We start from the raw sequence: 19,820 nt of genomic DNA on the forward strand, positions 1-19,820 counted from the left end.
CGGATCGAACACTTCGTTATCGAATTCAACCCCAACAGATAAATCTCACCCCGCCCTGCTGCCACCGGTTTGAATGATCTGAGGTAAATCCTCAATGCTCGGAGCACTGGAATTCCGCTAATAACTCCGCAACGCAACGGCAGGTGTTGGAGCTTTGAATAGGAGGCGTTTTCAGAATTTAGCAAATAGAGCCGTGGATGCGCTATACGCAATCTATTTGCTCTGATGTAATGTCATTATATATGTCTTGGTCCCAAGATGGCATGGTGGCAAATGAAGTCATTGGCGAAGCATGATTGTGAAATATTGATATTGTTAGATAATATTTCTATATGGGGTTGTGCTGACTTGTGAGTGATTGATTCTGCTGCTCTCATGTTTTGGTGCATATGATATTCAGCTCATGCATGGGCTATTCTATGATTCTGGCTGCAACTGGCTCTTTTGAGATCGAATTAGCTATTTGCGAGTTTATTTTGGACGAGCGATTTGGTCGTATCGAGGCGTGACATGACTTGAAAAAGTCTGCAAGGTGTGCACTCGGAGAATCATGCGAGGACCAATCAATACGCTGCGACTGTTTGTTGAGATTCTGATCACCATCGGTGTGGCGGAGGCGCTGGTCATGTTTCTGCTGCCCGTGCTCGCCCCGGGGACTTCAGAAGTCTTTGAGGCCCTGTTAGACGCAATCTTGCTGGTTTTGATCGCAGGCCCGATTATTTTCTTCCGTTGTACTGCAGCGATCAAGAATGCGAAAAGTGGGGTTGAGCAAACTCCGATGGATACGCCGAGTCGATCGATTTGGTTGATGGCTGGAGTTTTGGTCGCAGTCGGACTGATGATTTCCTTTTGGAGTTCTCGGTTGGTTCAGAAGATTTACTTGAATGAAGCTCATGAGAGGTTCGACCGCTTGTCGGAGAGGTTGGAGCGGGAAATAGAGAGGCGAACAAATCAAATTGTCTACGGGCTGAACGGTGCCCGTGGGGTATATGCTGCGAGCGAGGAAGTTGATCGCGATGAATTCCGCCGCTACGTAGCCTCCCGAAATTTACCTAAAGAATTTCCCGGAACGCTGGGGATGGGATTTATCGAGCGGATCGAGCGCAGTGATCTTGATGCTTTTGTCCAAAAAGAGAGGGCTGACAATGCTCCTGGGTTTGCAGTGAAAACGAGCGGTGCTGCCCATGACCTTTATGTGATCAAATACATTGAGCCTCTTGAGCAGAATCGTGAAGCATGGGGATACGACATTGGAAGTGAGCGAGTACGACGGGAAGCCGTTGAAAAGGCCATCCAGACTGGGAATGCGACGATAACAGGAGGTATCTCCTTGCTGCAGGATCACCAGAAGCGGGTGGGTTTTTTGTATGTGGTCCCGGTGTTCAAAAAAGGAATGCCGACTTCCACGGCAGCGGAGCGTGAGGCCAATCTGCTGGGTTTCGTCTATGCTCCGATGGTGATTAATGATGTTTTCTCAGGGGTTACCGGGTTTACTGAGAATTTCATTGATTTTGAATTGTTCGACGGAGAGGAACCGAAAAAATCCAATCTTCTGTTAGACGCAGACGGCCATCTAATGGCGCTGGAGGATGCGATCGGGACGCCGCATTATGATGGTCGCAGATTTCGGCATACCTCATCGGTTTTGGTTGGAGGTCATGTTTGGACATTAGTCACTACTACGACCGAAAAGTTCGAGCGCTATACTCAACGGGATATTCCGGTGGCGGTTGGTCTAACAGGTATTGTCATTACGCTGTTAGCTGCCGGTATATTTGTATCATTGGCGATGAGCCGTAGCCGTGCGTTGAAATTGGCACGGGAAATGACATCGAGTCTGCGTGCTACGGAAGCAGAGGCCAGACGTCTGGCCATGGTGGCGGATCGGACGAGTAACGCCGTGGTGATCTGCGATACCAAGGGAAGAATCGAGTGGGTAAACAAAGGGTTCACTCGCATCAGTGGCTATACCCTAGATGAGGTGATTGGAAAAACACCGGGCTCCATTCTCCAAGGTGAACTTACTGATCCTGAAACCGTGAAAATCATGCGGGACGGGATTGCCACTCACGCGGGATTTGACGTGGAGGTGATCAATTACCATAAGAACGGTGAGTGGTATTGGCTGCAGGTTGAAGTACGTGCACTCTACGACAAGAGTGGTGAGTTCGCCGGATTTATGGCGATTGAAAGTGACATCACCGATCGAAAAGCATCCGAGCAGAAGCTCGAAGCGAATGAGCGAAGATTAGTGGCTCTAACAACGCATGCCCCGGGTGTGTTTTTCCAATTCGAAGTTGCACCAGATGGAAGTCGCTCTTTCGCGTTCATCAGTGCGGGCTTTTATGAATTGTTCGGACTAAATCCTGCAGGCTTAGTGAATCATCCGGAATTGCTTTTCGAAGCGATCGAACAAGGACAACGGGATCAAGTTTTCGAGAATTTCGAGAAAGCGATCCAGGAAACACGTTCATGGTCCGATACCTTTTCCACCAAGTCATCGATATCCGAAATTCACTGGGTTGATGCCCGGTCGACGGTGTCGGTCCTGGATGACGGCACGAAGGTTTGGTTCGGCGTATTTATCGATGTGACTGCCTTGCAGGAAGCGCGTAACACAGCAGAGCATTTGAACGAGCGCCTGGTTGAGGCAGTGGATCACGCGAAAGAGGCGGCTGCGCATGCGGAGCAGGCCAATCGGGCGAAGAGTCAATTCCTTGCGATGATGAGTCACGAAATCCGGACGCCGATGAATGGCGTGATTGGAATGACTTCATTGCTTCGTGATACGCCATTGAACCGGGAGCAGCAGGAATATGCGGAAATCATCCGGGTGAGCGGTGAAAACTTGCTGTCTCTGATTAATGACATTTTGGATTTCTCGAAGATCGAGTCCGGTCATATGGACTTGGAATGCGAGCCATTCAACATTCACGAATGCATCGAGAGTGCGTTAGATTTGTTTGCTCCAAAAGCATCCCAGAAGGGGATCGAGTTGTATTACGAAATTGCTGATGGAGTGCCGGTGGGGCTGCGCGGAGATGTTACCCGTGTTAGACAAATCCTGGTGAACCTTGTGGGCAATGCCCTCAAGTTTACCGAGCAAGGCGAGATCGATATTGCAGTTCAAGTCAGCGAGTCCGATACCGGGAAAAAGGAAATTCAATTCAGCGTCAGTGATACGGGAATTGGCATACCTCCCGAGGCAAAAGATCGGATTTTCAGTGCATTCTCACAAGTCGACTCTTCCACCACCCGCAAGTATGGCGGCACGGGGCTTGGGCTAACCATCAGCAAGCGGCTCTGTGAAATCATGGGCGGGCGGATGTGGTTCGAAAGTCCGGAAGGGAAGGGCGCGACCTTTTATTTCACGGTTGGTGCCGAATGGATCTCTACAGGTCGGAGAAGCTTTGTTTCCGAACACACCCGGATTCAGGGCAAGCGACTGTTAGTCGTGGATGATAATGAACACGGTCGAAGGATTCTTTCCACGCTGGCGATGAAGTGGGGGATGGAGTGCATAGCAGTCGCATCAGGTCCGGAAGGATTGGAGGCACTTCGCACAGGTGGCCATTTTGATTTGATCATTTCGGACATGCAGATGCCGGATATGGATGGAGTCATGTTCACCCAGGCTTTGCGTGAAATCCCGGGTTGCGCGGAAATCCCAGTGATCCTGTTGTCGTCGATCGGTCGTCACCCGGGTCCGGAAGTGGCCCATTTGTTTGCTGCTTCGATGACCAAACCCGCAAAGCCGTCGCTGCTGTTCAATGAAATCGGCAGGGTGTTGGGCTATGGTGAATATAAAGAGCCAACGTCGATGACGCGTCCATCTAAAGGGGCGGTGGAAACGCGATCAGAGCGGATCTTATTGGCAGAAGATAATTCGGTGAACCAAAAGGTGGCACTTCATATGTTAGGCCGTCTGGGCTACCGGGCAGACGTGGCTGGAAATGGCCTGGAGGTTCTCGAGGCGATGGAGCGCATTCCTTACGATATCATTCTCATGGATGTCCAGATGCCGGAAATGAGTGGAATCGAGGCCACTGAACAAATCCGGGCCAAACTCGGCGATAAGACGAAGCCGTGGATCATCGCTCTAACAGCTAACGCGATGGAAGAAGATTCCAAGCTCTGCAGTGAAGCTGGAATGAACGATTTCCTCGGGAAGCCGATCAAAATACAGGATCTGTCGAGTGCTTTGGATCGTGCTCGCGACGAAATGGACAACGCTAGCGAGTAATCGATCGACCGAATTTGTATCAGACGCTGCGGCGCTTGCGGACTCCAGTGGTCAGTATTGCTCCGAGCGCTCCAAGAATGAGGACAGATGGCTCGGGTACAAACTTGGTATTTTCCAGAGTGTAAACGAGGCGAAAATTCGTTGGATGATAGGTGTCGGTGATGCCACCTTCGGTGTAAGCCGCGACATCGGATCGATCATTATAGCTCCAGAAAAATGAAGCGTCTTCATAGGTTGAGGTATCGATCAGAGCGATCCAATAAGTCCCGGGTTCAAGATCAACTGCTGTGCTGAGATCCAGTTCGAAGTGAAAGATCGCTCCTTCGCTCGTGCTGAGGCCGGTGTAGGTCCGAGTTAGTGAGGATGCTCCGAGGATTTCACCGATTTGCTCGCCGGGAATGCCATTACCATTTTCGAAAAAAGCGATTTGAAATACATCTTTGGAAGGAGGAACGCCGTAGGGGTAATAAAATCCTTCGAAGGAAATGGCCTGGATCGAGTCGGCGGTATCCAGAACGAATAATGAAGCTGCGGTCTGAGCGGGGCTGGAGCCATTGGTTGCCGAGGCGGGTTTGGAGTCGCTCTTCAATCCATCATAAGGCAGGACATCGGCGGCAAATTCACCACTTTGGTAAATGGTCGCGGCAAACCCGGAAGTGCTCAGGCAAGCAAGCAGCGAAATGATAATCGGCAATTTCATCGTGGTGCAGACCAGCAGGCCAGGGTCGAGTTGTCGACTGTTGAAATCGCCGAATTAAAGCGGCGCCAGAAATTCAAGATCGCTCCACGAGTTGGATGAGCCAAGCCGAGCGATGGATTTTCCCGCTTGTGGCCAAAGGAAGAGTCTTCTCCCGCCTGATCCGATGAGTGCGGTGAAATCAGCTGGCTGATGTGTCGAAAGACAGGCGCGATTCCAAAACGCGGCAGAGTGCGGTTGATTGATCGCGGATTCGACTTCGACTGCAAAAGCTCCGGAACTGCGGTTGGAATTTCGCCAAAGTCCGCCGCCGAACATCGAGTTGGCGGAGGATGGCCGAGTCACCTGAGAAAAATCCTCAGCTTTGAATCCAGAGGCGTTTTCTCCGTTGAGTAAGCGAATCAAAGTTTGCCCGAGGCGACCGAGATCATCGATGCTGAATTCCGCGCCGGTGGATAGATAGGCGATGTCATTTTGGTCAGCTCGCCACTTCGGACTGCTCATGCCGATGGGGAGCAGGACGCTGCGATTCAGATAAGAGGCGAAACTTTCCTTTCGCGCCGTGAGCTTGCGGCGGATGAGTTCGGCCAGCACTTCCCAGTGTGACGGTCCATAGCGAAAGACAAGCCCGGGTTCATCGATGGCCTGCAGTGAAACCGCCGCCTTTCCCTTGTTGGCGGGATTCGATCGATACAGCGGAATCACTCCGCTCTCTAATCCGGAGGTTTGTTGCAAAAGCATTTGCACCGTGATTTTTGACTTTCGAGCGCTGCCTTGCCATTCGGGAAAAGTCGCAGAGACCCGTTCGTCACAACTCATCCAGCCTTCTCGGATCGCTCGAGTTATCGCGAGTCCGGCAATCGTTTTGGTGATGCTCAACGCCGGACCCCGCTCGTTTTCATGCCAGCCGATGATTTTCTTCCGCCCCTGCCATACGGCCCAACCGAGTGGATCATGACGGTTTGCCCCACGGCGGATGGCATCCAATTGGGATTTGCTCCAAGAGGCGCCTCCCGCTGGCCCGCTGAGCTCTGCACAGCTTGCAAAAAGGGATGCGCCCGAGGCGCTGGCTATTCGCAGGAAGTTCCGACGAGATATCATATCACCGACGAACTGCGACGGTCAGATTGGAATCGACCGGGCGGAGTTGATAGCCGGAGCCAAATGGAAGTGGTGGCACCGCGCCAGCAGCGGCGTAGGCGTTGCGAAGATCAGGCTGGGTAAATTTGCTGAAAAACTCAATCGGCGCTTGATAGTTGCCGAACAAGTGGATGTCCCATTTGCCAGCTTCGAATGATTGATAGGGAATGCCCGAGTCATCCTGAACCACAGCTCGGCAATTGTTGAGCACCCATGCTTTGATCGAGGAAAAATCGCTGTCCTGCATGAGATAAGAGGCGGCTTTGAAGTAAGCGACGGACCCGGAATACGAATTGAGCCAGGAGCGGTAGCTGGTGCCGAAGCCGCTGTTAGAGACATCGCCCGAGATATAGGTGACAGTTTTTCGTCCATATCCAGGGAGTGAAAAATCGATACGAATTCCTTGATTCCCAGCGACCGAAATCGGTTGCACGTTGGAAACTTCGGCATCCATCAGCGCAAGCGATGAGAGCAAAATCGGAGTGACGCCTTGCAATGGACCATTGGACAGATCGTTTTTCATGTCCTTGGTGATGAAGTATCCATGCTTTAGCTGGGTTTCCATGGATTTGGAGTGGCCGGGCAGTGAACCGAGGATGTCACCCGGAGAAGCGTTTTCCAGATCGGGAAGATTTCCTGCAGGTTCAAGACCGAGCAGCACATAATTCGAGGCTTCGGGGAACAAGGCCAGAGCGTGCATCAAATCAGGCCCGCCAAATGGATAGAACAAGGTTCTCGGAGAACCGATGAGAGGGCGAAGGTTTGCGGCTTCCCATCCACGTTGATCGGCGATGCGTGCGGAAGCCCGGTATTTCCATTTGCTCAGCGTGTCCTTGGAAAACGCCTGATAGGCGGAGTCCATTTGCAGGCGTGAAAGGATGGCTCCGTGATGCACCGGACGGCCTGCCAGAAAACGGGCAATATCGTTTTGAGACGGGCGGCCGCTCACTTCTTCGAATGGCTCGGGAAGATCGGCACCGGAACTGTCTTTCTTGATCGAACTGGACGAGCAGGCAGTGATCAAGAGAGGTAGAAGCAGGAAGAGGTATTTCATTTGGAGAGGCTTTTGATCGGAAACCAGAGGAGGACGCAGCCGAGTCCCGTCACGAGCCCACAAGCTGCTGGCATGGGTTCGGCGAAAAACAGGCGCACCATCACAAATCCCGTAAATAACAGAAAAATCAAGGCGGGAGCGATCGTGCTCGGCGGAATGTCTTTTCCCCGCAGCTTGAGCAGAATCAGTCCAAACGCGCTCAGCATGGTGCAGAGCGTCAGGCCGGTTTGCGTGTATTTGATGAGAAATTCAAAATCCCCAAGGAGGACCAGGGCGATGGCGAGAACCGACTGAAAAGCGAGAGGCACCAGCGGAACCTCACCTTTTGTGGCGAACAACCTCATGGCGGAAACATCGCGTCCCATCGCAGCCAGTACCCGAGGCCCGGCCCACAGCAGAGCACTCACGGAGGCAAACAAGCCGACCGCGAACAGCCCGGAAACAATGCGGCCTGTTTGTTCACCAAAAAGGGCTGCGGCTGCCACGTGGGCGATCTCTTTCTCGCCGCGAAGTCCTGCGATGGGAGCTGCGACGAGAAATGAAATGTTGAGAGCTAGATACAACATCATGACCAAGGTCGTGCCACCTAACAACGCGCGCTTCACGGTCCGGCTCGGTTCGCGCCACTCTTCCAGTCCATAAACCGCAGCATTCCATCCGCTGTAGGAGTAGAAAACGTAGAATACCGCGGTGGCGAATGCCGGTTTGGCGATTTGGGCGAAATCATCGGAGGCATGGAAGGCCCAGCGGATATCGCCTTTTCCCGGAAGAATGGCGGCGGATGCAATAAACAGAAGGATGAGGGTCAGTTTCAGCAGGGTGGAAAACAGCTGAACCCGTCCACTGGTCCGGTTGCTGACGCCGTGGGCGCAGGCGCTCAACAAAATAACGACCAATGCGGCAGGTCGCTCCGGAATTTCAGCTGACGCTTGGTGGAGGTAGCCACCTACGGCGATCGCCGTAATTGCAGTAGGCACGCTGAAACCAAAGATGGCAGACATGAGTCCAGCCATGAAACCCAGCGCCGGGTGATAGATGGTGCCGAGGAAATGATATTCACCGCCGGATCGGGGCATGCATTTCACCAAGCCAGCGTAGGTGAGCGCGCCACATAGGGCAACAACCCCGCCAATCACCCAGAGCAACAGAATCGGCGGGGCGGAGTGGAAGTCGAGCAACTGGAACCCCAGAGAAACGAAAACTCCGGTGCCGACCATGTTGGCAACCACCAGTGAGGTGGCAGCACTTGTGCCGGGACCGGAGTTTCGCACCGGGTTCACTCGGTGCGGGATAGTTGAGTGATGCCGCGCTGAAGCAGCTGTTTGTCGACAAAATCAGAAACAGTGCCGTCCAGATAGACGGTGAAATTTTCATCGTCGAACTCGATCGAATGAAGATCGCCTGTGTTGCTATCGAATGCTTCCTTCAAGGATTTCATGTCGCGCACTTCCTTGCCGTTGACTCGGCGGACGATGAGATTGCGCAATCTTTCATAGCCGACGGTGGCAGGGGTCGCAATGGCACCACTGAGGAATACGACGCGGTCAACTTTGCCTTCGTATTTTTCAGGGTTTTCGAATGCGTCCAGGAGATTGAGCGGCGCACGCGCAGTCCAATCCTTGCCGAATGCTTCGAGGAGCGAACGTGAAAGTTCCTGGAATACAAAACCGCCTTTAACCAAATAGTTCGGAGCTTTTCCGAAGGAGTAATTCGGAACCAGGCGGTTCTCTTCCTCGTCGCGGGTCAAGGTGGCTTTCAGTTCCAGCGGTTCGCCATCACGAAGCAGGGACAACGAGATTTCCTGACCGACTGAATTTTCTCCGCGAACCAGGTGTCCCCAGAACAAGCTGCCGTAATTCGGATGTTCATAGTAGCCACGGCGGTTGATTTCCTGGCCATCGATGGCAAGCAGGACATCGCCTTTTTTGACACCGGCTGCGTCTGCTGCGCCACCTTTACGAACGGTGTTGATGTAGAGTCCGCCTTTGTCGTCCGGGATTTTCAGCCATTCGCGGAAGGAGGTATCTTCAGTTTTGGCGACAGATACACCGAGGCTTGGGAAACCCTTGTAGCTGCCAGTTGCGGCCTCTTTGAGAAAACGGGTGACAATATCCGTCGAGGAAACATCACAAATTTGATCGTCCGAGTCGTAGGTGAAAAGCACGCCAGCTACTTTTCCGTCCTGAAGAACGGGCAGGGAATAGCTGCTTGCGGCCGTTTGCATGGAAGCTTTCACCCGGTAGGTGAGAAAGCTTTGATTCGGCAGGAAGTTGGATGTGACGTCGATGCTTTGAAGCAGACCTGGTGTGAGAAGGGCAACGCCGTTATCCTCGACCTGAAGCACTTCCATCGTGTCGCCAAGAGTGGATGGCTTTGCGATTTCCAATGGCTTGGTATTGAGGAAAAGCTTCTTTCCTTCTTCCTCGGAGGCGGGGCCTAGCAGGGCAAGGTTGGCTTCGTAATCCACGGCGATGACTTTCGCTTCGGCAAAGCGGGTGCCATCTGGTGACTCAAATTCAAGATAGGTGGCATCAGCGACCATCTCGGCCGTTGTCAGGACTTTCTGGTCTCCGACAATCGCGGCGAGTCCTCTGCGGGTGTAAGGGTCTTCCTTTTCCCAAGGTTGACCAGCGCTCCAATCCTGCAGCGTCGAATTGATCCGAACCACGGAGTCAACCAGATTGACTGGCGCAGGCCGTGTTTCACTGGTGGTGACGATTTCGATCGGTTGGGCGGGTTTGGCGGCGACTGGTGGCGCTTTTTTTTCGCAGGATGAAAGCCCGATGGCGAGAAGCGGGAGCAGCAGATGGTTCGGACGCATGTGTCGTTAGGTGGGATTTTGATGCCTTCCAGGGCGGTTATTTGAGGCCCAGCACATCCTGCATGTCGTAGAGGCCGGGTGGTTGATTTTGAAGCCAGAGGGCGGCTTTCACCGCGCCGGAAGCGAAGGTGAGCCGCGATGACGCTTTGTGCGAAAGTTCGATGCGTTCGCCATCGGCGGCGAAGATCACCGTGTGATCGCCGACCACATCCCCGCCGCGCAGGGTGTGCATGCCGATTTCGGATTTTTTGCGCGGGCCGATGTTGCCGAATCGTCCGTGGGCGATGTCATCCTGATAGGACGTTCCGGTTTCTTCGTTGAGAATCTCAAGCAATCTCCGGGCTGTCCCGGATGGAGAGTCGATTTTGTGGCGGTGGTGCATTTCCACCACTTCGATGTCGAATCGATCCTGGGTGAGGATGGCTGCTGCCTTGCGTGTCAGCCAGAAGAGGGTGTTGACGCCGATTGAAAAGTTCGGCGCATAAACGATCGGGATTTGCTTGGCGGCGGCTTCAATTTCCGCGCGCTGCTCATCGCTGTGCCCCGTCGTTCCGATCACCAGATGGGTGCCGGATTTCAATGCGGACTCAATCAACTGGGAGGTGAAGCCGTGCACGGTGAAATCGATGGCGCACGTAGCCTGTGCCATCGCCGCATCAATGTCTTCGCCGGTATGGTGTGTGGAAGTCACCTTCACTTCAGGTTCGGCGGCGGCGGCGGTGAGGACGGCTTGGCCCATGCGGCCGTTGGTTCCAGTGACGAGAAGAGAAAGCATTGGGGATCGAATCAGATGGGTGACTTGCGCGGATGTTGCAGAGAACCGGGGGATTTGGGAATTTCAGATTTGGATTTCTTGAAGCCAGGAGCGGGGGGCTAGTCTTCCCAGATAAAGTGTTTCAGGCGGATTTGACGGGCGCGGGCGGCGGCTTCTTTGGCACCAGGCCCTTTGAAAGACGCGATTTTCTCGGCGACAGCAATGGCTGCGGGCCAGCGTTCGTTTTTTTCCAACATGCCAAGTGCGCGGAATCCGGCGAGTTCGAAGAAATGCCACTCCGCCGGGGGCTTGCTTCCTGCAGCTTCCAGCACCGAGTAATAGGCCGCCAACGCTTCGTCGTCTCGTTTTCTGGAAGGGTCGTTGGCCCTTGGCAATTGCTCCAAAGTCATGCCGCGCAGGTATTGCAGCCGGTTGAACAATGCTGGTTCGGATTTGGCATGCTCTAACAGCTGGTCATAGACCGAAAGGGCTTCCTGATAGGATTCCGGCTTGCCGGTTCCTTCGGAATAGATGGCCTCACCAAGCAATAATCCTGCGGGCAGGCGGAGCGGGTCATCTTTTGAACTCGATTGAAACCAATCGCGCAGCAGGGCGATGGCTCCGGCGGTGTGGTTCAGCTCAATCATCAGATTGGCCTTCTCCATTTTGGCGACAGCGGTAACCGAACCGTCGATTTGGATGGCATGATCAAACAAGCCCAAGGCTTCTTCCCGGGATTGCGGGGTTGCTCCGAGCGATGCTGAGCGTGCCGCTAACAGCCAGGCGACCTGAGCCCGGTTTGGATTCAGTCCTTCGCCCTCCCCCAGTTTGACAAAGGCGATGCGTGCTTCATTGAAATTGCCGATTTCGAATAAATTCCGGCCCCGCATAAAAGCCGCTTCATCGGCATGTGGGGTATTTGGAAATGCTTCGAGAAAGGAGGTCGCCAGTTGGATGGTCTGCGCGGTGTCTCCTTTCAAATCAGAATAGCGCAATCCCATGAATGCCAATTGGGCATTGGAGACTTGATCCGGATGCTCGTGAAACCAGTCGAGCTGGTTCTTGGCAAAGTCGAGGTTAGGCGGCGATAGCTCAAGAGCGGCCTCAATGCCCGCCATCCGCGCTTCCGGCGCTTTTCGGTGATCTGGGTTGGCCGTCAGAAATTGTTCTATCGCTTCCAACTTGGCCGTTGCGGGAGTCGTCGAGAGTGCCTGCTCGAACTCAATGTCCGACTGGAGTTTTTGAGTTTCTGGAGTGATTTCAGACTCCTTTAACGAGACGAGAATCGGTGCTTTGCCTTCACGGATGCGTGCGAGATCGGCATTGATTCTGGCTGCATCAGGATCGGTCGATTTCAAAAAGCCAGCGGCTTGTTCAAATCGGGTTTCCGATTGAGCAAAATCTCCTGATTGGTAGGCGGCGCGGCCTCTCAGGAATGCTGCTTCCCCACGGATGATTGGCGATTGGGTGATTTCAGAAGCGGATTTGAGGACCGCATCGGCTTGGTCGATTTTTCCTTCCTCAATCAACCAACGTCCGGTTTCCACCAGTGATTTGGCGGTCAGGTAATGGCCGGGATGTTCGAAGAGCAAACGCTGAAACAATGCCTGGGACTGGTGGCGTGACGCAGCAGTGCCCACCCGGTGAAGCGCGATGGCGGTGGTGTAGAGTGAAAATGCCGAGAGTTCTTCGCTTTCCTGGGAATGTTCCGATGAGGCCTCCACCATTGGGAAAATGCCTACGGCTCCAGCATTTGCCGTGTTGAGAATCACCGGCGGTGCTGGAGGAAGGGGCGGAATCCATTGCGCGAGGCGGACAATGATCGGGTCCGAGGGACTCGGGTTTTGCGGCAGCCATTTGAGCAATCGCTCGAAGGCCTGCTGGAGCAATGTGGAATCCTTGTGCTGTTGAATGAAATCCAGCAAGGTGGTGGTCGCTGCCTCCTGATCATTCCTCATCGCTTGCGCATCCGCCAATCCCAGTGCTGCCGCTTGGTGACGCAACAAGGTTTGGCCTTCAGTTCTGGCAAGCAGGGCGGAAAATTTGGCAGCAGCCGAATCCGCGTCTTTTTCTGCCAACGACAGTGAGGCATCGAGAAAACGGGCGTGCTCGCGCTCTGCTGTTACGATGTTTTCTTCGGCTGGCATCCATTTGCGAGCCTCCCGGACATTGCCCTGGTCGAGCAGGATTTCGACAGAGCGCAGGCGGGCCTGAGCCGAGGCCAGCGGATCTGACGCATCAAAAAATGGCCGCAGAATCTCAAGTGCTTGCTGCGATTGATTCAGCGACAGCAGTAGGTTGGCCGCACTGAATGCAGCCTCCACCCGGTAGGGGGAAGCTTCGTCGAGTGCGACTTCCGAAAGCAGGTTGGCTGCCTTGGAAAATTCACCTTGGCCGGCAAAGGCTTCGCCGAGCCAGTAGTTCGCGCCGGGAACGCCGGAGTTCGCGAGCGGTTCCAGCAAAGTTTCAGCTTCTTTCGGGCGATCGCTACGAATCAAAGATTCTGCCAGGTGAAGCGTGATCTTTGACTTTTGAGATTCATTCAGTCCGTCGGCTTCGCGGGCGTCACGGAAGTGCGAAGCGGCGATTTCCCACAGTCCGGACGCGAGGGCTTGCTCGCCGAGTTTCAACGCGGACTGGCCCGGAACCGCGCCGATCGCTGCCACAGTGAGTGGAAGGGAGGCGATCAACGGCGGGAGAAATTTCATGGTTCGGCAAGCGTAACTTTTGCACCGTGCGATGGCCAGAGCAGAAGGTCTGGATCTCAACAGGTGCCGGCAGTGCCAAACAGGCGATCTCCTGCGTCTCCCAATCCGGGTAAAATGTAGCCGCGTGAATCAAGGCATCGATCCAATGATGCCGCAAATATCGGCACATCGGGACATTCCGATTCAAAAGTCGCCACACCTTCCGGAGCTGCGACCAGGCATGCAAAGCGGATCCGAGTTGCTCCAGCTGCTTGCAAGCGCCGGACGCCTTCAACGGCGGAACCACCGGTCGCGAGCATTGGATCGAGAACGATGATCTCGCTATCGGCAAGGCTGGGAGGATGCTTGATGTAATAAGGCTCGGGTTTGAGGGTTTCCTCGTTGCGCGCCAACCCAATGTGCGCCACCGCCGCGTTCGGGATCAAATCCAGAAACCCGTCGAGGAATCCAAGCCCGGCACGAAGGATGGGAACGAGAACCACGGAGTGGGTAAGGGTCTTGCCGGAGGTGATCTCTAGCGGGGTTGTGCAGGGCACCACGGTGCTTTGCAGATTTGCGGTGACGGCTGGAACCATCAATGACGCAATGCGCCGGACCCGTTGGCGAAATTCAGGAGTGGGACAGATCGGGTCTCGTAACCGGGTCAACTCGTCAGTGATCAGCGGGTGGTCGAGAACGTGGATCATGTCAGTTTTTGGGTGCGAGCATTTCCTTCAGGTGCGAAGACGGGATTCCAAGAAGAATGGATGCCTCCTTGAGATCGCCATCAGAGCGTTCCAAGGCACGGCGGGCGATTTCGCGGCCGGACCAATCGAGAACATCTTCGCCCGTGGGAGCGGCGTTGATGATTTGATCCAGCGAATCTTTGATGCGTGTTCCAGCTTTGGCCGGTGCAGAGGCGAGGGGAATGTCTGCGGGCAGTAAAATGTTCGATGAGGCCAGTGCGCAGGCGCGGGCGATCGTGTTTTCCAATTCCCGGACATTGCCCGGCCAATGGTGGGATTGCAGCGCAGAGATTGCCTCCGCGGAAATCCGGATGCGCGCCATGCCGTTCTTTTTGGTGATGCGCTGAAGGAAGTATTCCGCCAACAACGGAATATCCTCCGGGCGCTCGCGCAGGGCGGGGATCCTCAATTCGACAACGTTCAGTCGATAGTAAAGGTCTTCGCGGAAACGACCGGATGCCACTTCCGACGCGAGATTTTTGTGGGTGGCGGCTACAATGCGAACGTCCGTGGTCAACGTGTCATTGGCTCCGACACGTGAAAATGAACCGTCCTGGAGCACGCGGAGCAGTTTGACTTGAATGGAAAGTGGCATGTCGCCGATTTCATCCAGGAATAAAGTGCCACCATCTGCTTGCTCGAAGCGACCGGCACGTCTGGCGATCGCGCCGGTGAACGAACCTTTCTCGTGGCCGAACAATTCGCTTTCCAACAGATTTTCCGGGATCGCACCGCAGTTGATGGTGATCAGCTCTTTCTGGCGGCGCGGGCTGTATTCGTGCACGGCCTTGGCGACCAATTCCTTGCCGGTGCCACTTTCGCCGGCGATCAGAACCGGTGCATCGGAGCGGGCGACACGACCGACGAGTTTGAAAACTTCCTGCAGCGAGCGTGAAACGCCGATGATTTTGACCCGACCGTCCAGGGTGGGTAACTCCGGTTCTGGCTGGGCGGCGCTTCGACGATCTTCCTGAGTTTGTAAGGCGGACTCGATGACGGGGCGCAGTTCGAAGGCGAGCGATTCTTTTCTCAGCACATCGTGGGCACCCTTTTGGGTCGCCTCAATGATCTGGCTGGTACTGGGGAATCCAGCTGTGAGAATCACCAGTGTCTGCGGGCTTTGCTGCAGGATGCGCCCCATGAGTTCCACCCCATCGAAGGGCTGGATCGAGATGGATGCGATCACCACACTGACGGGCGTTTTCTCTACAACCTTGAGAGCGTTGGCGGCATTGTCGCAGCGCAAAATTCGGAGATCTTTCGCAGCGAGATGCTTTGACGCCCAATCTAGAAAATCATGGTCAGGATCAACGAGAAGCAGAGTCTCTTCTGATAAACTATCGGGCATCGCGGGTTCGAGAAATTCAAGCACGCAGGAGTGCGAAGGCACGAAAAAAATCGTGCAGAGGTCAACTTGAATACAAGATCATTCTATTCGAAGAATTTTTTCAGGGTTCGTTGCTCGTCGGGGTCGAGGCTGTCCTGCCAAACGCGATCACCTCCGCTACCGGTTGCGGTGGTGTTTCCGCCACTGCTGATTTTGGACGGAGTGGTATCGACATCATGTTCACCGTTCTGAAGTTGCAACAGATCGCCGGGGATGGCGTTGGACAAATCTTTTGCCTGCAAGCCGGTGAGATCGCCGGTTTCCACGGCATCTTTTTCTTTGCCAAGCACGCCTGGCGAATGGCCTGGACCGCGAGCGACGCCACCTTTGCCATTTTCTCCTCCTGGCTTGCCATCACCATCGCCATCGCCTTGACCTTCTCCATTTTGACCATCTTCTCCATCAAGCAATTCGTCCTGCCACTCCTGGCTTTCTCCTGACTGGGCATCTTTCATCGCCTGCTGATGCTTGCGCATATTTTCACGCAATTGCTGGAGCTGTTCCTGACTCAGCTGTCCAAGATTGCTTGGATCCAGCTGCTTCATTTGTTCCAGCAACTTCGGATTCGGCTTCATGCTGCCGTTTTCCAGGCTTTGAAGCGCTTGCTGGTAATCATTCAGCAGCTGCGACTTTTGCTCTTCGGTCATGGTCTGGGCATTTTTATCCAGCGAACTGAGCGCGTTTTCCGCAGACTCCAGATCGCGTTGCATGCGCTTCATCTCGGACTCGTGCGATTTTTCCAAGGTATCCGTGGCCTCCAAGGATGAATGGCTGAACCATTCTTCCTCTTTTTGCGCGCGCAGCTGCTCAAGACGCTCCTTCATCTCATCGAGGTAAGAATCGTTGACGACGTCTTTCTCTTCGAGCTGATCAAGTTGGGACTCGAGCTTTAACCAAGCCTGGGGCTCTTCCGGTTTCGGGTAGGCGGCGGACTTGCTCGATACTGGAATGAGTAAGCCGGCACTCAAAAGAGCGATCGCTGCAAGCGGAGGAATGATCAGGCGTGGCCAATGCCACCGCAGGCCGGCGCGAGCTTCGACAGTTGGGCTTGGCCAAGGGCCGATGCCGACGTTGGCGGCGGAGAGGGAATTGTGCAGTCCCATTTCAGCCTCAATTCGCACTAGGGATGTCTCCGGTTTTTCAAAGCGACGGCTTGCGAAAAACCAGGAACCGAAAGCAATCAGGGAAATCAGTCCGCCCAAGCTGGACCACAGAACGGCAGGGCTGAGGTCGGGTAAAAAATTACGGGTTAGGAGTATGGCGGCAGCTCCGATCAGAGATGCGATCAGAAGAGGGCCGGTGGCGAACTCCAGCCACCAGGCGGCATTTACCTGAAAAGCAGTTTTCCTAGCCTCTTTGAGCCAGAAATCACGACTGGATGACCCGGATTTTACCTGAATCGGGTCGTTTTGAGAGCTGGGCGCTGTCATACTTTGACAAAAGATAGCGTCCCGACTGCAGAAAGCGATCTCTTCCCGCAAACCTCATCGATTTTTCACAGATGCCCGAAATTAGAGCCATTCCATCGCGTCGTACAAAGAATCGACGACCTTGTCTGGATGATGGACCCGAAGTTCGTTCGCTGTGAATCTGCCAGTTGCGACAGCGAGGGATTTCGCCCCGATTGCTTTGGCGCAGGCGATGTCTTTCGGAGTATCGCCGATGACCCAGATTTCTTCGCCCGAATAGCGGCGCCCGGAATGCAAAGCTGCGCGCTCAATCGCGATGGGACCCAGTAAATTCCGGTCTGCATGATCGCTACCGTAGGCGCCAAATGGAAAGAAATCGTGCAACCCGAAGTGCCTCATTTTCGAAGCGGCACCGGCCTCGATATTGCCGGTCAATAGCCCCATGGCGATATCAGGACGGCCAGCCAGCGCGGTCAACGTCTCGACTGCCCCACCCAACACCCGGGCATGGTGATCTGCGTGTTTTAGATTCCAATCCAGGCGCTGGAGGTAAGCCGCGAAGAAAAGCTCGATGTTTTGCGGCGTGGATTCGATTTTGAAATGCGCGTGGATTTCCGCGACAATACCCAGATCGGTGCTGCCAGCGAGATCGAGCTCTGGACCTTCCTGGCCGAAAATTTCGAAACTGGCTTCCTGCAATGCCTTCATCCCTGCACCGCCGGTGTCCACGAGCGTGCCGTCGATATCAAACAGGTAGAGCATGAACTGAATGGGGGGATACGCGCAGCGCGCCGAATCACTCCGGCGCGCTGAGGGGCAAAGCTTAATTTTCCTCTTCTGCAGCGACTTCATCGCCGTCGTCTGCAGACTCTTCATCCGAATCGTCGATCGAATCATCGTCGAACTCTTCGGAATCATCATCGAAATCGTCTTCTTCCATCAGTTCACCGTGGAACAGCTGGAATTTGCGTTTGCGCTGATGGGCAGGGAGTGGGGAAAGAATCATGGCAACGGCGCGGCCGTTCAAGCGTGGTGCTTGGTCGACTTGGGCCATGGTTTTCAAATCTTCGACAATGCGGTTGAGAACCACGAAACCGAGATCCTTGTGGGCATTTTCACGGCCGCGGAACTGGAGCACGAAGCGGACCTTGTGGTTGCTGTCGAGGAAGCCCTCGGCGCGACCGAGCTTGATGTTGTAGTCGTGCTGGCCGGTTCCGACGCGGAATTTGACTTCCTTCATCTTGGTTGCAGCCTTCGACTTTTGCTTCTTTAGCTTGGCCTGTTCGTATTTATATTTCCCGTAGTCAATGATCTTACAAACGGGAGGATCCGCCTGGCCGGCGATTTCCACGAGGTCCAGTCCGATCGACTGGGCTTTCATCAAGGCGTCCCGGGTGCTGAGCACTCCGAGCTGTTCGCCGTTGGCGAGGACGACGCGCACTCTTGGGGCGCGGATGCGGTCGTTGATCCGCGTCATGTCGCGGAAACGGCCCCTGTTTTGGTCTCTTTTTGGCTTAGCTATGGCTTTGTCCTATTTTGGTTGAATGCGACCCACCATGGCACGTTCGGACAAGCCGCCGCAAAATGGTGCGAAGAAAAAATAAAAACGATCATCCGGGCACCAGATCATAAATCGGAGACAAATAAGCCCGACCGAACCAGGAGTCCGGTTTGAAAATTCATTACTGATCGTTCTTGGAAAGTCATCGGGCGGCTGGTGCCGGGGAGACGCGACGGGGGAAGTCAAAATGGGAATCAAGCTTCAGACCGCGCGTCTGAGGCCAAGTGTGTAAGGGCTGGCGAGCGAATCGGCAAGTCTCTTTTTACAGGGTGTTGAGAAGTGAAAGCTGAGACCGCGCGCGGTGGAAATCTGGATCGGGCAGTCACCGCGATGGCGTTCGTTGGCTTGGGAAGCGTTGCGCATGCCGAGAGCTGAATCGGAAGATGCTGCTTGGTACCTGTTTCAGCGAAGGTTCCTATTGAGGACGGTGAGGTGCAGACCCAACCAGCTTCAAGAAAGACGGTTCTGGAGGATCATGGGGGAACTTCTTGGCTTCTGAAAGTTCTGACTGAAAAGGGCAGGCGTGGAAATTTGACAAACTTTTGACACTTCTCCGACGCGACTTGGCTAGGTTTGAAGCCCTATGAAAACTCAAACTTTGCTGCTTTTGGCCGTCGTATTGCCGATTTCATCGCTTTTCGCCCAGGAAATGCCGATGGACGACCCTTATGTCCAAAATGCCAACCGTCAGGAGACGCGAGACACGATCAATATTTCGATTTGCTATGAAGATTTCTCGATGCCGCTCGCCCTGGCAGCGAAGCTTCAGCGTGAAAACTTAACGGATGCGGAACTTTACCAACGAATTGTCGAGTCGCTGGGTAAAGAGGTGAAGCAGGAATCGCTGTGCGTGATCCGGTCGCGGCCCACTCTCAAGGCGACGTCTGGAAGTATCACCGAGACCATCTATCCAACCGAATATGAGCCGGGGACCATGCCGGTTAGCTTGACGATAGACGGGGCAGTGACACCCGAATCGGCAAGATTTTGCCGAATTCCTGCAACACCGACTTCATTCGAAACGCGCAATGTCGGATTTTCTCTGGAGGTGGACCCAACCTTTGGAGAAGATTTGAAAACCCTGCGCCTGTTGCTATGCCCAGAGCACGTCGTGCTTGTCGGTAAGACCGAAGCAGGCATCGAAAACAGTAAAACGACTATGCCGACGTTTGAAACTCAGCGGCTCTCGACTTCGGTTATGGTCAACGTAGGAATTCCGGCCTTTATCGGAACGATGAATCGCTCACCTGAATCTGTTCAGGATCCGGACTCGGCAAATAAGGTGTGGTTTGCTTTTGTAACCGCAACTTTGGCAAAATGA

At 54.2% G+C, this 19,820-nt stretch carries 15 protein-coding genes; 2 read left to right on the forward strand and 13 right to left on the reverse strand.

Annotation, left to right across the window (positions count from 1 at the left end; all coding sequences use genetic code 11):
- Positions 1 to 550: 550 nt before the first annotated feature.
- The gene (locus JIN85_RS00005) at positions 551 to 4,243 is read left to right on the forward strand and encodes a CHASE domain-containing protein (RefSeq protein ID WP_200266310.1); all 3,693 of its coding nucleotides are present in this window, start codon (positions 551 to 553) and stop codon (positions 4,241 to 4,243) included.
- Positions 4,244 to 4,262: 19 nt separating this feature from the next.
- Here the strand turns inward: JIN85_RS00005 and JIN85_RS00010 are convergent, their stop codons facing one another.
- The 13 genes from JIN85_RS00010 to JIN85_RS00070 form a co-directional block, all read right to left on the reverse strand.
- Positions 4,263 to 4,943, reverse strand: a complete 681-nt coding sequence (locus JIN85_RS00010; protein WP_200266312.1) for a hypothetical protein — start codon at positions 4,941 to 4,943, stop codon at positions 4,263 to 4,265.
- 54 nt (positions 4,944 to 4,997) lie between these two features.
- Positions 4,998 to 5,927, reverse strand: coding sequence for a serine hydrolase domain-containing protein (locus tag JIN85_RS00015; protein ID WP_200266314.1), 930 nt, complete (start codon positions 5,925 to 5,927; stop codon positions 4,998 to 5,000).
- Positions 5,928 to 6,042: 115 nt separating this feature from the next.
- Positions 6,043 to 7,134: a hypothetical protein gene (locus JIN85_RS00020; RefSeq protein ID WP_200266316.1), complete on the reverse strand. Its 1,092-nt coding sequence runs from the start codon at positions 7,132 to 7,134 to the stop codon at positions 6,043 to 6,045.
- Positions 7,131 to 8,414 carry an APC family permease gene (locus tag JIN85_RS00025; protein ID WP_200266318.1) on the reverse strand — a complete coding sequence of 428 codons (1,284 nt, stop codon included), beginning with the start codon at positions 8,412 to 8,414 and terminating at the stop codon, positions 7,131 to 7,133. The genes JIN85_RS00020 and JIN85_RS00025 overlap by 4 nt, the downstream gene beginning before the upstream one ends.
- Positions 8,411 to 9,955, reverse strand: coding sequence for a S1C family serine protease (locus JIN85_RS00030; RefSeq protein WP_200266320.1), 1,545 nt, complete (start codon positions 9,953 to 9,955; stop codon positions 8,411 to 8,413). The genes JIN85_RS00025 and JIN85_RS00030 overlap by 4 nt, the downstream gene beginning before the upstream one ends.
- A gap of 37 nt (positions 9,956 to 9,992) precedes the next feature.
- Positions 9,993 to 10,730 carry a 4-hydroxy-tetrahydrodipicolinate reductase gene (gene dapB, locus JIN85_RS00035; protein WP_200266322.1) on the reverse strand — a complete coding sequence of 246 codons (738 nt, stop codon included), beginning with the start codon at positions 10,728 to 10,730 and terminating at the stop codon, positions 9,993 to 9,995.
- Between the two features lie 98 nt (positions 10,731 to 10,828).
- Positions 10,829 to 13,417, reverse strand: a complete 2,589-nt coding sequence (locus tag JIN85_RS00040; RefSeq protein ID WP_200266324.1) for a tetratricopeptide repeat protein — start codon at positions 13,415 to 13,417, stop codon at positions 10,829 to 10,831.
- Between the two features lie 56 nt (positions 13,418 to 13,473).
- Entirely contained in the window at positions 13,474 to 14,103 is a 630-nt protein-coding gene (gene upp / locus JIN85_RS00045; RefSeq protein WP_200266326.1) for a uracil phosphoribosyltransferase, read from the reverse strand.
- Position 14,104: 1 nt separating this feature from the next.
- A complete protein-coding gene (locus tag JIN85_RS21580) occupies positions 14,105 to 15,532 on the reverse strand; it encodes a sigma-54-dependent transcriptional regulator (protein ID WP_325107819.1) in 1,428 nt (475 codons plus the stop codon).
- A 41-nt stretch (positions 15,533 to 15,573) separates the two neighbouring features.
- Positions 15,574 to 16,959, reverse strand: coding sequence for a hypothetical protein (locus tag JIN85_RS00055; RefSeq protein WP_200266328.1), 1,386 nt, complete (start codon positions 16,957 to 16,959; stop codon positions 15,574 to 15,576).
- A gap of 81 nt (positions 16,960 to 17,040) precedes the next feature.
- On the reverse strand, positions 17,041 to 17,700 hold the full coding sequence (locus tag JIN85_RS00060; protein WP_200266335.1) for an HAD family hydrolase: 660 nt from the start codon (positions 17,698 to 17,700) through the stop codon (positions 17,041 to 17,043).
- Between the two features lie 61 nt (positions 17,701 to 17,761).
- Complete coding sequence (gene infC / locus JIN85_RS00065) at positions 17,762 to 18,415, reverse strand: translation initiation factor IF-3 (RefSeq protein ID WP_200266337.1); 654 nt, start codon at positions 18,413 to 18,415, stop codon at positions 17,762 to 17,764.
- 285 nt (positions 18,416 to 18,700) lie between these two features.
- Positions 18,701 to 18,862 carry a hypothetical protein gene (locus JIN85_RS00070; protein WP_200266339.1) on the reverse strand — a complete coding sequence of 54 codons (162 nt, stop codon included), beginning with the start codon at positions 18,860 to 18,862 and terminating at the stop codon, positions 18,701 to 18,703.
- A 220-nt stretch (positions 18,863 to 19,082) separates the two neighbouring features.
- Here JIN85_RS00070 and JIN85_RS00075 point away from each other — a divergent pair, with 220 nt between their 5' ends.
- The gene (locus tag JIN85_RS00075; RefSeq protein ID WP_200266341.1) at positions 19,083 to 19,820 is read left to right on the forward strand and encodes a hypothetical protein; all 738 of its coding nucleotides are present in this window, start codon (positions 19,083 to 19,085) and stop codon (positions 19,818 to 19,820) included.

It is taken from the genome of Luteolibacter pohnpeiensis (assembly GCF_016595435.1).
Lineage (GTDB): Bacteria > Verrucomicrobiota > Verrucomicrobiia > Verrucomicrobiales > Akkermansiaceae > Luteolibacter > Luteolibacter pohnpeiensis.

What these genes read in the sequence shown, in the direction of transcription:
- JIN85_RS00005 (WP_200266310.1), top strand. Translation starts at nt 551, where the DNA reads ATGCGAGGACCAATCAATACGCTGCGACTGTTTGTTGAGATTCTGATC.
- JIN85_RS00010 (WP_200266312.1), bottom strand. Translation starts at nt 4,943, where the DNA reads ATGAAATTGCCGATTATCATTTCGCTGCTTGCTTGCCTGAGCACTTCC.
- JIN85_RS00020 (WP_200266316.1), bottom strand. Translation starts at nt 7,134, where the DNA reads ATGAAATACCTCTTCCTGCTTCTACCTCTCTTGATCACTGCCTGCTCG.
- JIN85_RS00030 (WP_200266320.1), bottom strand. Translation starts at nt 9,955, where the DNA reads ATGCGTCCGAACCATCTGCTGCTCCCGCTTCTCGCCATCGGGCTTTCA.
- dapB (WP_200266322.1), bottom strand. Translation starts at nt 10,730, where the DNA reads ATGCTTTCTCTTCTCGTCACTGGAACCAACGGCCGCATGGGCCAAGCC.
- JIN85_RS00040 (WP_200266324.1), bottom strand. Translation starts at nt 13,417, where the DNA reads ATGAAATTTCTCCCGCCGTTGATCGCCTCCCTTCCACTCACTGTGGCA.
- upp (WP_200266326.1), bottom strand. Translation starts at nt 14,103, where the DNA reads ATGATCCACGTTCTCGACCACCCGCTGATCACTGACGAGTTGACCCGG.
- JIN85_RS00055 (WP_200266328.1), bottom strand. Translation starts at nt 16,959, where the DNA reads ATGACAGCGCCCAGCTCTCAAAACGACCCGATTCAGGTAAAATCCGGG.
- JIN85_RS00060 (WP_200266335.1), bottom strand. Translation starts at nt 17,700, where the DNA reads ATGCTCTACCTGTTTGATATCGACGGCACGCTCGTGGACACCGGCGGT.
- infC (WP_200266337.1), bottom strand. Translation starts at nt 18,415, where the DNA reads ATGACGCGGATCAACGACCGCATCCGCGCCCCAAGAGTGCGCGTCGTC.
- JIN85_RS00070 (WP_200266339.1), bottom strand. Translation starts at nt 18,862, where the DNA reads ATGCGCAACGCTTCCCAAGCCAACGAACGCCATCGCGGTGACTGCCCG.
- JIN85_RS00075 (WP_200266341.1), top strand. Translation starts at nt 19,083, where the DNA reads ATGAAAACTCAAACTTTGCTGCTTTTGGCCGTCGTATTGCCGATTTCA.